Genomic DNA, 13,959 nt, shown 5'->3' with positions numbered 1-13,959 from the left:
AGAAGTCCAATTTTTCCTAATAATTTGATTGAGAGTTAGTGCTATAGATTGTAAATTCGTGAATTAAACAGTAGATTGGATATACTCCAATTCATTGCTACATTTGATAAAGAGCATGGAATTAAATTTAATTTATGGTATTATATAGTATATGTAAAAATATTGGAGGAAATAAAATTGAAAAATATTATTATCATCGCCAAAGTAATAGTAGGGGCTAGACCAAATCCCTTTGGAATGGATAGAGGATTAAATATTTTTAAAAAATCTCTTTCTGAAACTCTGAAAGAAAAAAATATGGATTATGAAGTTTATGTTGATTCTACATATGATGGACCAAAAAAATTAATTCAGGATGAAGATACCTTACTCTTAATATCTCCATATATAAAAGACAAGGTTGATATAGATGGTATAAGTAAAAATAATTATTATATATTAAGCGAAAACGAGTTTAATGATGGATATGTAGAAGATATTATTACCTACCTAGAAAATAAAAAACATTGAATGGTAAATTAGGTAGACTATTAATAATGATAGGCTCAATTTAGGGGAAGTATCTCAATGATCTAAATATATAGTAGAAGAAAAATATAAGATTTGTAAGAATAGAAAAATTGATGCGTAGTTGAAGTGTGACCTAATTGATAAAATGAACCTACCAGAAAAGTTCATATTTTCTGATAGGTTCATTTTATAGAGATATAGATAACATAATTATAAACTATACTTAGACTATGAAATATATTCCAATCAGAAATGAGTAATATACTTTTGTGGAATGTTTCATTGGCAATTTTGATGGAAGTGATTTTTTGGCTATAAGTTGTTCCAAATGTGCTAGTTCAAAGCTTGTTCTTTGAGGCTAGCACTTTGGGTGCAACTTTATAGCCTTAGAATCACCCATCAGAATTACCTAGAAACTGGAACAAAAGTATGTTATTCATTTCGGCGAGTTATATGCATAAGTTCAGGTCTTAGTTGGGTTATCTATAGTTATTGAATATTAAAATCTTTTCTCACCAATTCAATAAATAAAGACATTGCAGGGCTGATCCACTTATTCTTGTGATAAGCATAAATTGCCGTGATTTTAGCATTTAAGTCGCCTGCTTTGAGTTCTTTTAATTTACCATTTTCAAGCTCCTCCTCTATTGTAAAACGAGGTAAAAACGAAATTCCAAGATTACTTGCAACACATTTTTTTATCGCCTCAATGCTGCCAAGTTCGATTGTATTATCTAGGAATATATTTTTATCAAAAAAATAACTTTCAAGTATTTTTCGATAAATGGATTCAACTTCATTGATGATAAGGCTTGTATTTATTTTTTGGTTAGGTGTGCTGAAATCTAATTTTTCTTGTTCAAATTGCGGTGAGCATACTAAAGCTACATCAAAATCAGAAAGCTTCACAGCATTTAAGCTTTCATTTTTACTTCCCACATTATACATCAAGCCAAGGTCTATTTCACCACTGGCTAACATATTTTTTATGTCATAGCAATTGAGCGCAACCATAGAAAGTCTTACATTAGGAGCTTTTTCTTTAAACATAGCTAATACATTTTGTAATTTATAAGACATTAAAGATTCTGCAACAGCAATTTTTAATTCTCCTGTAATGTTATCACCATATTTACCAATGCTTTCAATCTTTTTCACTGTATTAAGCAATTCATCGGCGTATGGTATTAATTCTTTTCCTAAAGGAGTTAGTACCATATTACGTCCAATTTTTTCGAATAATTTTATTGAGAGTTCCTGCTCTAACTGCTGAATTTGTGAGGTAACAGTAGATTGAGTATACCCTAATTTCATTGCTGCATTTGAAAAATTACCTTCTTCTATAATACTTTTAAAAGTTTTGAAATGTCTTATATCCATTAATTTCACTCCGATCTTTATGTTAATTCAATAATATATTGAAAAAATCGAATTGTCAATTCGAATATATCAATTTTACAAATATATAATCATCTGATAATATAAAGTCATAGAGCAGCTACAAATTAAACTATTAAGTTTTATGAAAACTCTTAAATAATTAATGCGAATAAATTTTTTATATCAAAATTTGTTAAAAAAATAACAAGTGAACTTTTCAATATGGGAGGAATAAGAAATGAAAGATGTAGTAATAGTAAGTGCAGTAAGAACTGCAATAGGAGCTTATGGAAAGACTTTAAAAGATGTACCAGCAGTTGAATTAGGTGCAATAGTAATAAAAGAAGCTGTTAAAAGAGCAAATATTAAACCAGAGGAAATTAATGAAGTTATCTTTGGAAATGTGCTTCAAGCAGGCCTTGGACAAAACCCAGCAAGGCAAGCAGCTGTGAAAGCTGGACTACCTGTAGAAATACCTGCATTTACAATTAATAAGGTTTGTGGTTCAGGATTAAGAGCTATAAGTTTAGCAGCTCAAATTATAAAAGCTGGTGATGCTGATGCTATCGTAGTAGGTGGTATGGAAAACATGTCGAGTGCACCATTTTTACTTGATAATGCAAGATGGGGACAAAGAATGGGACATGGAGAATTCATTGATGAAATGATAAAAGATGGTTTATGGGATGCATTCAATGATTATCATATGGGAGTAACTGCAGAAAACGTGGCTGAGAAATGGAGTGTAACAAGAGAAGAACAAGACGAATTTTCACTTTTATCACAACAAAAAGCTGAAAAAGCTATAAAGAGTGGAGAATTCAAAGATGAAATAGTTCCTGTAGTAATTAAAACTAAAAAAGGTGAAATAATATTTGACCAAGATGAATTCCCTAGGTTCGGTAATACTATAGAAGCATTAAAAAAACTTAAACCTATTTTTAAGGAAAATGGTACAGTTACAGCAGGAAATGCATCTGGATTAAATGATGGAGCAGCAGCATTAGTAATTATGAGTGCAGATAAAGCTAAAGCTCTAGGAATAAAGCCACTTGCTAAAATCACTTCTTATGGATCAGCAGGATTAGACCCAGCAATAATGGGATATGGTGCATTTTATGCAACAAAAGCTGCCTTAGATAAAATCAATTTAAAAGCTGAGGATTTAGATTTAATCGAAGCAAATGAAGCCTATGCATCACAAAGTATAGCAATAGCTAGAGATTTAAACTTAGATATGAATAAAGTAAATGTTAATGGGGGAGCCATAGCTCTTGGACATCCTATTGGTGCATCTGGAGCACGTATTTTAGTAACTTTGCTACATGCTATGGAAAAAAGGGATGCAAAAAAAGGACTTGCAACATTGTGCATTGGTGGAGGTCAAGGGACTGCCTTAATAGTTGAAAGAGAATAATTATAATCATTAATTAGGTTATGTGAAAGAAATAACAAGCAAGCATACTATATATGTTGCAATAATAAACTTACATTTATTATTCTAGTAAACAAAGAGCTCAATAAAGAGTTAAATATAGAAATTCAATTGCAACATATATAATTTATTATTCTTTTATCTAACCTAAGAAAGGGTGTAGAGAAAATGACTTTATTAGCAGATAAAATAAAAAGCGCAGCATTAAATTTAGGATATGAAAAGTGCGGAATCATTAAAATATCTGATATAGATGGCTATAAAGAAAGACTTGATGAACGTGTTGAACGTGTTCCAGAGTCTAAAGGTTTTTATCAAGGTCAATATCGTTTTACACAATTGCAAGATACTTATCCTTGGGCAAAATCAATTGTAATATGTGTGAGAAGATATGGCAAATATCATATTCCAGAACATTTAAAAGGCATGATTGCAAAATACTATTTGGTTGATGCAAGAAAAGATAAGAATTCTAAAGATTTTCAAGATAGCGTAAAATTTGAAGAATATATGCAAGAGTTAGGGCTTAGAGCAGAAACTGAAAGAGGTTTTGGTCTTGTACCATTACGTTTTGCAGCTATGAAAGCTGGACTTGGAATAGTTCGAAAGAATAATTTCTTTTATACTGAAAATGGCTCATCAGTGTATTTGGATGCATGGCTTATTGATAAGGAATTAGAAGCAGTAGAAATACCAGATGTAAGACCTTGTTCTGATAAATGCAATCTATGCATGAAGGCGTGCCCTTCAGCTTCATTATCAAAACCATATACAATGAATCCTATAGCATGTGTATCTTGTATAACTACATTTATGGGAAGAGATATGACTAATGAAAAATATAGAGAAGAAATAGGAAATTGGGTTTATGGTTGTGATGCCTGCCAAGATGCATGTCCTATGAATAAAAATCGTTGGCAGGAAACAGAAGAATTTCCTAATTTGCAGGAGCTAAGCGAACAGATATCTCTAGAAAAAATAATCAAAATGGATTATAAATTTTTAGAAGAAGTTATGCAGCCTAAGTTTTGGTATATAGATAAATCAAGTGTTTGGAAATGGAAAGTTAATGCTATTAATGTAATGGTAAATGACTATAAAGAGCAATATAAAGAACATATACTGTATGCTTGTAATGATAGTAATTCAAAGGTAAGAGAAATGGCAGAGTGGGCAATTGAAAAATTGAACTTAAAATAATTTTTTAAAACCAAAGAAGTTATTAAATGATGGCGGCTTATGCTGTTGCTACTGAACGAGTGTATACAAGTTGAGTTTACTTTATAAATTGTAATATATTTAAGTAATGGAGGAGAACCAAGTCCGGATTATGGATGAGGTTCTCCTTCTTATTATTTTGTTTATGCAAGAAAGTTTATGATAAATGTTGTGAATATAAAGATTTATATATTGCAAAACTAATTCTTCATCATAATTCTAAGAATATTACAAGAATTTTAGCCGTAATTGTGAAATGTGCATCGTGAATTGTGGTATATATAAATTTTACTAAATTGTAGTTGAGAAAAGGCAATAATGTAGTGAGATTTTTATATTATGGTTCAATAAAGTGCAACAAAGTATAATAAAATACAATAAAATGCTTGACGTAAGTAAAAAGAATTATTATAATTTGACCATAGATCAATTTTGAAAGGGTAGATTTTTTATGGAGAATCAATTTTATACAATAGATAAAGTAGCAGAAATATTAGGTATGCATCACAAAACTATTAGAAAGTTTATAACAGAAGGAAAACTTGCTGCAAGTAAAGTGGGAAAGCAATGGAGAATTTCTGGTCATGATTTAAGTCTTTTTATGGAAAAGAATAATGTTAATATAAATAATAAAAAAGCTAGTGATGAATCAAGTATTGATTTTCTTACTAATGGAGAAGTTAAAGAACACGAAAAACAAAAAATAAATGTATCTACTGTTGTTGATATAAATGATGTGGATAAAGAACAATACTTTAGAATATCAAATACGCTTATAGCAGTAATGAATTGTAAAGACCCCAAAATGGGGAAATCAACAATTAATATGAAATATGATGAAAAAGAAAACAGGCTAAGGGTTTTATTATGGGGGAATGTAAGCTTCATTGAAGAAATGCTAAAATCTATTTCTATGCTTGTGGAACAAACTAATATATAGAGGAGAGTGAATGTTTTGAATTATAAAGTGGTAAATAAAAATAATGTTAAATATATAGAATTTGCTTCTGAAGTATGGAAACTTTCTTCAGAGCAAGATGTGGTGGATTGTATATCTATTTGTATGGAAAATGACGTTTATACAATTATGTTTCATTCAAATGTATTATCTGAAGATTTTTTCAATCTTAAGACTGGGATTGCGGGTATGGCGTTGCAAAAATTTATAAATTATCACGTGAAAGTCGCAGCCATTATAGAAAATGAAGAAAAACTTAATGATAGATTTAAAGAAATGATCATGGAATCTAACAAAGGAAACAATTTTAGAACTTTTAAGGACACTGCAGAAGCTGAAAGTTGGATTTCGAAATTATGATACTAAGGAGAAAATAGATGGAGATGGGCAAAGTATTTAAAACAAATGAAGGAAAAAATGATGTTATAAAATTTTATGATAAATTCCTTCAAAAATTGGCACTATCATATGAAAAGTTTTATGTAAATACGAGATATGGAAAGACGTTTATTATAGCTAGCGGTGAAAAAAGTAATCCACCTCTTATATTACTGCATGGCAGTGGCATGAATTCTGTAATGTGGTTAAGAGATATAAAGGAGTATTCTAAAACTTACAGAGTGTATGCTATAGATATGTTGGGTGAGCCTGGGAAAAGTGATGAAAATCGTCCTTCATTAATTGGGTCTTCTTATGCAGAATGGCTTAAGGAGGTTTTTGAAAATTTATCAGTTGAAAGAGCAAATATTATTGGGATTTCATTAGGGGCATGGCTGGCAATAAAGTTTTCAGTAAGTTATCCAGAAATGGCATCTAAACTTGTATTGCTTTGCCCATCTGGCGTAGGCCCACAAAAGAAATCTTTCATTTTTAAAGCTATTGCTTATGGGATTTTGGGAGAAAAAGGCATAGATAAATTATATTATAAAGTTAATGGAAATCAGCCGATACCAGAAGAAATGTTAAAATATCAAAAGCTTATAGGAAAGAGCTTCAATTATAGAAAAGAGACAATTCCTGTATTTTCTGATAATGAATTAAAGCTATTAACCATGCCAACAGTGTTATTTGTAGGAGCAAAGGATATAATGTTACATTCAGATAAGACTGCAAGGCGTTTAGGTAATTTACTTCCACATGCGCAAATAAATATTTCACCTAAGGCTGGACATTCAAATGTTAATGATGTAAATAAGATAATAGAATGGTTTAATTTTAGTGATCAATAAATATTTTATTACATTAAAAATGAAGCAGGTGTATTTATATATATAATAATAATGAATATAAGAATACAAGTATTATATATAAAAAACTTAAATTAGATTGAAAAAGTAAATATAAGCAAAAAGGCTCAGGGATTTAAACCTAGAGTCTTTTTATTTTAACCCTATAGATAGGCAAACTGCAACTTAGAATTAAATGAAAACAGTAATGATGAATTTTATTAAAAAATAATAAGAAATCTTAGGTTTGCTACGGAATATTTAAAGAAATATGACTTGTGGGAGCAAATTTGACCATGTATAGAGATGTTTTTCCAATAATATAAAGAATGGTTTTAAAATAACAAAATATTTCATGAAAACCAATGATGATAATAATACGAATTTTGATGAAAAGATGGTATAATAATATTATTAGGTCAAAAATTGTATAAAATATGAATTTAGGATCGATATTAAAGAGGATTAATCATCTTAAGTTCAAGTATTAATTATATTAAAGGGGGATATTATGAGAAGTATAAAAACAAAATTAACAGTATTCTTTGGGCTGATAATAGGAATTGCATGTATTGGATTAGGCATAGTTTCTGTTATAAGCTCATTAAATGGATTAAAGTCAAATTTAAATAAGACTTTACCTAGAATTGCAGAGCAAACTGCAAGTAATATTCAAGGAAGAATTGAGGGAGAATTAAATTCACTAGAGGCTATTGCTGCAAGACCAGATATAAATAATCCTAATAGTTTATTACAAGACAAACTTTCGATTCTTTCAGGCGAAGTTAAGAGGACTGGCTGCAATAGACTAAGTTATATAGATAAAGATGGAAATCTTATAAATACATTGGGATTAACATCTAATGTAAAAGATAGAGACTATTTTAAGAAAGCTATGAGTGGTACAAAGAGCGTATCAGATCCGTTAATAAATAAAACTGATGGAACTCTTCTAGTTATATATGCGGTTCCCATTAAATACAATAATGAGATTGTAGGAGTATTAGCGGAATCACAAGATGGTAATGACTTAAGTGATTTAACAGATCAAGTTAAGTTTGGGCAAACAGGCGCTTCATTTATGATAAATAACAGTGGAGTAGTAATAGCCCATAAAAATAGGGACTTAGTTACTCAAATGTATAATGGAATTGAGGCAGCAGAAAAGGATGCTAATTTACAGGGGTTAGCAAATATTGAAAGGAAAATGATCTCTGGAGAAACAGGATTGGGCGAATATCAATATGAAGGTGTAGATAAGTTTGTAAGCTATGCTCCAGTAAAAGAAACTAATTGGTCTGTAGGGGTAACAATAACAAAAAATGAAATACTATCAGAATTAAGCACTTTGGAAATTTCAGTTGCGATATCATCCATAGTATTCATATTAATTGGACTTGGTATAATATACATAATTTCAAATAGTATATCTAAAGGAATAAAGTCTACATCAAAGCACTTGGAATTACTAGCAGAAGGTAATCTATGTGAAGAAGTTTCTACTAGGTATTTAAATTCAAAAGATGAAATCGGTGTTATGACTAATGCAATGAAATCAATGCAAGAATCTTTAGGAACAATGATTAAAAAAATGAAAGAAAATTCTTCAAATATTAATTCACAATCAGAAAATCTAGCATCGATATCAGAAGAGATAGCAAGCGTATCACAAAATGTTGCAGAAGCAATATCTGAAGTTGCGAAAGGGACAAGTAATCAATCTGAAGAGTTAATAAATATAACAGATATTCTTGATGAATTTAGTAATAAGTTATCCAGAATGGTTAAAGAGATACAAGTTGTAGATTCGAATTCTAGAGAAATAAGTTTAATGGCAAATGATAGCAGTAGTGAAATGAAAGGATTGAATCAATCAGTAATAAATGTGAGCAATTCATTTAAAGAGTTTTATAGTAAAGTTATATCACTTGGAAAAGACATAAACGAAATAAATGAGATTACAAGTCTTATAAATAGTATTGCAGAGCAAACAGATTTATTGGCACTAAATGCGGCTATTGAAGCAGCTAGGGCAGGAGAAGCAGGAAGAGGATTTTCAGTAGTTGCTGATGAAATAAGAAAGCTTGCTGAACAATCAAAAGAATCATCTGAAAATATTAGTAAATTAATAAGTTTAATATCTAACAATGCTGATATCATAGTTCAGGAATCGACTACTATGGATGATGAAATGAGAAATCAAGGTAAAATTATAGATAATTCAATAGCATCTTTCAAGAAAATAATACAAGCAGTGGATGAAGTGATTCCTAAAATTGAAACAGTTAAAAGTTCTGCTGATAACATAGAAAATGATAAGAATGCCATTTTGAATAGAATAAATGGATTATCTTCAATTTCAGTAGAAGTCTCGGCATCAGCAGAAGAAATTTCAGCATCATCAGAGGAAGTGAATGCTTCAACAGAAGAAGTAGCATCTTCTGCACAAATGCTTAGTGATATGACTAATGAAATGATAGAAGAAGCAAATAAATTTAAAGTTTAAAATAAATAATTCTAATAGTATATAATAGAATCTGAATTTGAGAAATCTATCTCTAAAGTTTTAAACACTTTGTTCATAGAATGAATCATTAAGATGTTCTTGAGTCTCTTAAATTAATAGACGCAAGAAATTATATATTTGATAATAATTTAATATCCTTAATAAAATGAAGCCTCACTATAATTTGGATACTATAGTGAGGCTTCATTTGTTTCAGTAATTATTATATGTTTAGATTTAGATTATAGATTTGATATATTTACTTGGATAATTGGATTTCATCTCCAACAGTAAATGCATTAATTAAACTTATGGTTGGGTCATAGTTTATTTGAGTATTTACGTCTTTTTTTACATCACTAAATTCTACAATATAACCTAAAGAATCATTTGGGTCCTTATAAAAAGTAGTGCGTTCGTTACCATCGTAATAATCATGATCATAATAATTTTTTTTACTATTCTCATCTTTATAATCCATAAACAAACTACTTGCAAGTAATAAACTTTCTTTTTCATTTACACCTTTTAGATAAACTTTTATGCTATTATCGTCTCTTTGAATATTATAGATTTCGCTTTTACTTCCATCAGAAAAATCAAAAGTCTTGGCATAACTTACATTACTGATAGTTTGCATGTCTTTATCATTATGTTCTTCTTTATATAAGTTTTTTTGATCCTTTGAGTTAATAGTAAAACTTATAGGGATTAAGCTTATAGCTGTTTGATCTTTTATTTTTTCATAAGTTGCTCCTTCTGCTTGATAAGTAGTTACTATTGACCTATCATTTTCATCACTGCTAGATGAATAGCTATTAGAATGTCTCAACGAATACATTTTATCTCCAGCTTTTAAGATAAAGGAATGTTCTGTTAATATATCATTATTTCTCATTAAAGAAGTTTCTTCCGGTTCAGTAAAAGAAAGATGAGTCCCCAAAATATCGGATTCTAACTTATTAAATGTAGAATCAAATTGAGGAATATTAATTGAATAATCCTTTTCCATTGAATTTTTTAATGAGTCTGAAAAATCAACGTTTGCATCTAATCCAACATTAACCTTGTATTTTTGCATTACTACATCAATTCTTAAAGGGCCTTTTTCAGGTAATACAGATTTATTCAATCTATATTCAATGGTTATAACTAATGTCTTGTCATCTGTATGCCTAAATGACGTACTTCCACCATTAAATTTATTGTCACCATAATTTAATAAAACATTTGCTTCTTCTCTGTCATCTTTATCAAAAGGCGTTGGGGTTTGGATCGTGATTGTAGCTTTGAGGTCATTTTTTGTTCCAATAACACTATTTAGAGTTATTTTAACTCCATTTTGCTCAACAGAATTGTTATTTCCAATTAATCCAGAGTTAACTGCATAGGATGATTGAGCTTGTACATTATCAACAGCAAAGGCAGGCATTTGAATAAGTCCGATAATTAAAGCAGCTCCTAGCATGGAACTTAATAACCTATTTGTTTTTTTGTTTATCATAAAATCTCCTCACTTTAATAATTTTTTATATGGATATAATTTTCCATAAATTTAATATAGAGTTCATTAATTTGATAGTTTTATTTCATCACTCATTTTATAAGTAGTAATTTCTTTTATCGTAGGACTAATATTTAAAGTAGCAGCCTTATTTTTATCAACATTATCAAATTCTACAATGTAGCCAAGGGAATCTTTTGGATCCTTATAAAAGCTTGCAAACTTATTGTAATTATAAATAGTAGGATCATTTTGTCCTTTAAGATGATTGTAGTTCAAAGAAATATTGCTTGCTATAATTAAACTTTCTAATTCAGACTGCCCTTTGCAATATACCTTTACACTATTATCATTTCTTTCGACATTATATATTGTACCCTTCAATCCTCTAGAAGAGCTGAACTCTTTTTCATAAGTTAAGTTGTTTGCAGAGTCGGTGGTAGTGTTTTTATTACTATTATTAGATATCATAAGAGAATCATCCATTGAGACTTTATAAAGTATTGGAATTACACTTATATCCTTTCCATTTTTAACAGTATCATAATCTGGCAATTTAGATGCATAATACCCAATAAATGTTCCGTCGTCTCTAAGGCTACTCATTCTAGAATTTAATTTATAAAAATTGTTATCAACTTTTAATAATATTTGTGAATCCCAAAAATCATTATTGCCATCAATTTCATCTTCATTGTGTTTAGGACGAGTATAGCTTATGGTTGTCCCCATAGAATCTGAATCTAATTGTTTCAAAGTATAATTAATCTCAGGTATTGTTCCTGAAATATTTTTAGTAAATACTTTATTAATAGAATTAGTGAAATCTACAGGTACATCCATGCCAATATTAACTTTATAATTTGAAAGGACTACATCAACTCTTAGGTTTCCACTTTCAGAATATTCACCTTCGTAATTATTTTTTTCTAAGGTTAAAAACATAGTTTTATCATCTGCATATTGCCTAGAAGAGGTAGAGCTAAAGCCATAATCTTTGTCCCCATATGATACTTGAAAAAGCGAATTATTATGTTCAATTGCTTTAGGATCAGTGATTCCTTCAATTTTAAGAGTTACCCTTAAATTATGTTTTGTAGCTAGTGCACTACTAACAGTCACCTTAATCCCATTTTCTTCTGAACTTTTATTTATAGCTATAGAATAATCTTTAATTGGTGTAGCTGTATTATCTGTATAAGTAGCACTGGCACTAGTTGTTGTAGCAGTAGTGGCGGCTGTTGCTGCTATAGTATCATCAGCAAAAGCTGACGTATAAGTTATACCGGAAGCTAACATAAATGTCATGATTCCAAATATAGGACCAAGGGTTTTGATCAATTTTTTATTTATCATAAATATCTATCTCCTTTACTATAGTTTGTATGTAAAACTTTGTAAGAAATTTTGTCTTCAATGGTATTGTATACCATTTCTTCAAAATTTTCATCTTAAATTTACCATAATTCTCATAGTGAGAAACTAGAAAATAATAGATCAATATGCTACTCTATTTATTATTTATAGTCAGATGCTAATCTTCATAAAACTGTGACTATAAATAGTATAAATTGAGGCGATAAAAATTTTTTCTTAAAATGAACCAATTAGTAACTTAATGTCTCTAATATATAGATGCATCGATAAGAATCGAAGGGAGAGAGCAAAGTGTCTGAAGAAGAACTTGTCATAAAAATCCAGTCTGGTGATATGAACGCATTAGGTGAATTGTTTGAAATATATAAAAATGAATCATTCAAATACTCATATCTTATTACAGGTAGCAAGTATACAAGTGAAGATATTGTACAAGAAGCATTCATAAGCTGTTATAAAAATATAAAAAGTCTTAAAAATCCTGAATTTTTTAAATCATGGTTTTTTAAAATGCTTACGAGAATTGCGTGGAGATATGCAAAAAAAGATAAAAAATCACTGCCAGTTGATAACATTTTTGAAAAATTAGATGAAAAAAATATTGATACTTCTATAGAGCAATATTTAAGAAAAGAGCAAAATAATAATCTTTATGCAGAAATTGAAAAGCTTGATTTAAAACAGAAAACAGTAATAGTTCTATATTATTTTAATGGTCTTACAGTTAGCGAAATTGCAAAAGTAATGGGATGCTTTGAAGGAACGGTCAAATCGAGACTTCATAGTGCAAGAAAAAAATTAAAAAGCAGTTTAATTAAATGTGACGATGAATATAATCATAGAAATTTGAAGAGGGTGGGACTTGATGGATAAAAATTTTGATGAAAATATAGATCAAAAAATTAAAGAGGCCTTAATTCATAAAGCAGATGATGCTTCATTACCTGAAAATATGTTTTTCAAAATTAGAAATGAAATATTAAGAGAAAAAGATAATAAAGGAGTTTTTACTATGAAACATAAATTATTAAATCCAAAGACATTCATAATTGCAGGAATGGTCATTATTGCAACAACCGTAACATGTGTTGCAGCAACTAATCTTTCTGGAATATTTGGTTCAACATCTCATTTAACTGAAATTAAAACTTTTCCAAGTAAAGATAAAGTAAAAGAGACTGTTGGCTTTACACCTAAATATGTTGAATTCTTTAATAATGGATTTAAATTTGATACATTTAATTATTCAAACAATGAAGTACGTAATGAAAAAGGAGACGCTACTGAAAAATACAAGAGCGCAGATTTTGATTATAAAAAAGATGGTTCTAAAAAAGGCCAGATTTTAGCTATGTCTGCTGAAAAAACAGATGAGAAATCTTTTTATGGAAACATGCCCAAAAATGCTTCTGAAGTAGAATATAATGGAGTTAAAATCATATACACTAACAGTCAATACAAATCAGTTCCAGAAGGATATAAACCAACAGACGAAGAAAAAGACTTAGAAGATAAAGGGCTTCTTGAAATTGGATATGGAAGTGAAAAAGATGAAATAAAGGTTAGTCAAAATCAATCAGTTATGTGGTATGAAGATGGACTATCTTATTGCATTATTAATATGGATTATACTGAACTAAGCAAGGATGACATGATCAATATGGCAAAGGAAGTTATAGGATAAAAATAAGCTCTGAGGAATTACACGACGGGCTTTGTTTAGTGAATGTGTAAAGATAGGCTACATTGTGGATATAAATTCCAAAATGTAGGAGAGTGTAAAATAGTCTGTGTAAACTTCATTAGAATGATATAATAAATTATCAAATGAAGGGAGCACAGGCT

Annotated in this window: 12 protein-coding genes; 9 read left to right on the top strand and 3 right to left on the bottom strand. The window is 29.4% G+C overall.

Features of this window, described 5'->3' with window-relative positions:
• Nucleotides 1-177 precede the first annotated feature (177 nt).
• Nucleotides 178-510, top strand: a complete 333-nt coding sequence (locus L3B96_RS23170) for a hypothetical protein (protein ID WP_238948696.1) — start codon at nucleotides 178-180, stop codon at nucleotides 508-510.
• Nucleotides 511-999: 489 nt separating this feature from the next.
• On the opposite strand, the gene L3B96_RS23165 is transcribed toward L3B96_RS23170, so the two are convergent.
• Complete coding sequence (locus L3B96_RS23165; RefSeq protein WP_103697966.1) at nucleotides 1,000-1,890, bottom strand: LysR family transcriptional regulator; 891 nt, start codon at nucleotides 1,888-1,890, stop codon at nucleotides 1,000-1,002.
• A 238-nt stretch (nucleotides 1,891-2,128) separates the two neighbouring features.
• Here L3B96_RS23165 and L3B96_RS23160 point away from each other — a divergent pair, with 238 nt between their 5' ends.
• The 6 genes from L3B96_RS23160 to L3B96_RS23135 all read left to right on the top strand — a co-directional run bounded on the left by L3B96_RS23160 (nucleotide 2,129) and on the right by L3B96_RS23135 (nucleotide 9,233).
• Entirely contained in the window at nucleotides 2,129-3,307 is a 1,179-nt protein-coding gene (locus tag L3B96_RS23160; RefSeq protein WP_238892769.1) for an acetyl-CoA C-acetyltransferase, read from the top strand.
• A 186-nt stretch (nucleotides 3,308-3,493) separates the two neighbouring features.
• A complete protein-coding gene (locus L3B96_RS23155) occupies nucleotides 3,494-4,525 on the top strand; it encodes a 4Fe-4S double cluster binding domain-containing protein (RefSeq protein ID WP_238899946.1) in 1,032 nt (343 codons plus the stop codon).
• 469 nt (nucleotides 4,526-4,994) lie between these two features.
• Complete coding sequence (locus tag L3B96_RS23150) at nucleotides 4,995-5,483, top strand: helix-turn-helix domain-containing protein (protein WP_171787844.1); 489 nt, start codon at nucleotides 4,995-4,997, stop codon at nucleotides 5,481-5,483.
• Nucleotides 5,484-5,498: 15 nt separating this feature from the next.
• Complete coding sequence (locus tag L3B96_RS23145) at nucleotides 5,499-5,861, top strand: DUF4180 domain-containing protein (protein ID WP_238948695.1); 363 nt, start codon at nucleotides 5,499-5,501, stop codon at nucleotides 5,859-5,861.
• Between the two features lie 17 nt (nucleotides 5,862-5,878).
• Nucleotides 5,879-6,730 (top strand): alpha/beta hydrolase, encoded by an 852-nt coding sequence (locus L3B96_RS23140; protein ID WP_238899948.1) that lies wholly within the window; start codon nucleotides 5,879-5,881, stop codon nucleotides 6,728-6,730.
• 508 nt (nucleotides 6,731-7,238) lie between these two features.
• Nucleotides 7,239-9,233, top strand: a complete 1,995-nt coding sequence (locus L3B96_RS23135) for a methyl-accepting chemotaxis protein (protein WP_238899949.1) — start codon at nucleotides 7,239-7,241, stop codon at nucleotides 9,231-9,233.
• A 259-nt stretch (nucleotides 9,234-9,492) separates the two neighbouring features.
• On the opposite strand, the gene L3B96_RS23130 is transcribed toward L3B96_RS23135, so the two are convergent.
• Nucleotides 9,493-10,737: a hypothetical protein gene (locus L3B96_RS23130; protein WP_238948694.1), complete on the bottom strand. Its 1,245-nt coding sequence runs from the start codon at nucleotides 10,735-10,737 to the stop codon at nucleotides 9,493-9,495.
• Nucleotides 10,738-10,803: 66 nt separating this feature from the next.
• The gene (locus tag L3B96_RS23125; protein ID WP_238948693.1) at nucleotides 10,804-12,093 is read right to left on the bottom strand and encodes a hypothetical protein; all 1,290 of its coding nucleotides are present in this window, start codon (nucleotides 12,091-12,093) and stop codon (nucleotides 10,804-10,806) included.
• Between the two features lie 312 nt (nucleotides 12,094-12,405).
• Between L3B96_RS23125 and L3B96_RS23120 the strand changes: the two genes are divergently transcribed.
• Both L3B96_RS23120 and L3B96_RS23115 read left to right on the top strand, forming a co-directional pair.
• A complete protein-coding gene (locus tag L3B96_RS23120) occupies nucleotides 12,406-12,987 on the top strand; it encodes an RNA polymerase sigma factor (protein ID WP_077830586.1) in 582 nt (193 codons plus the stop codon).
• The gene (locus L3B96_RS23115; protein WP_238948692.1) at nucleotides 12,980-13,798 is read left to right on the top strand and encodes a hypothetical protein; all 819 of its coding nucleotides are present in this window, start codon (nucleotides 12,980-12,982) and stop codon (nucleotides 13,796-13,798) included. Before L3B96_RS23120 ends, L3B96_RS23115 begins: the two co-directional genes overlap by 8 nt.
• The last annotated feature ends 161 nt before the right edge of the window (nucleotides 13,799-13,959 follow it).

It is taken from the genome of Clostridium sp. YIM B02569 (assembly GCF_022320765.1).
Classification (GTDB): domain Bacteria; phylum Bacillota; class Clostridia; order Clostridiales; family Clostridiaceae; genus Clostridium; species Clostridium beijerinckii.
Note: the sequence above shows the minus strand (reverse complement) of the source record. Positions and strands in the feature narration are given on the sequence as shown.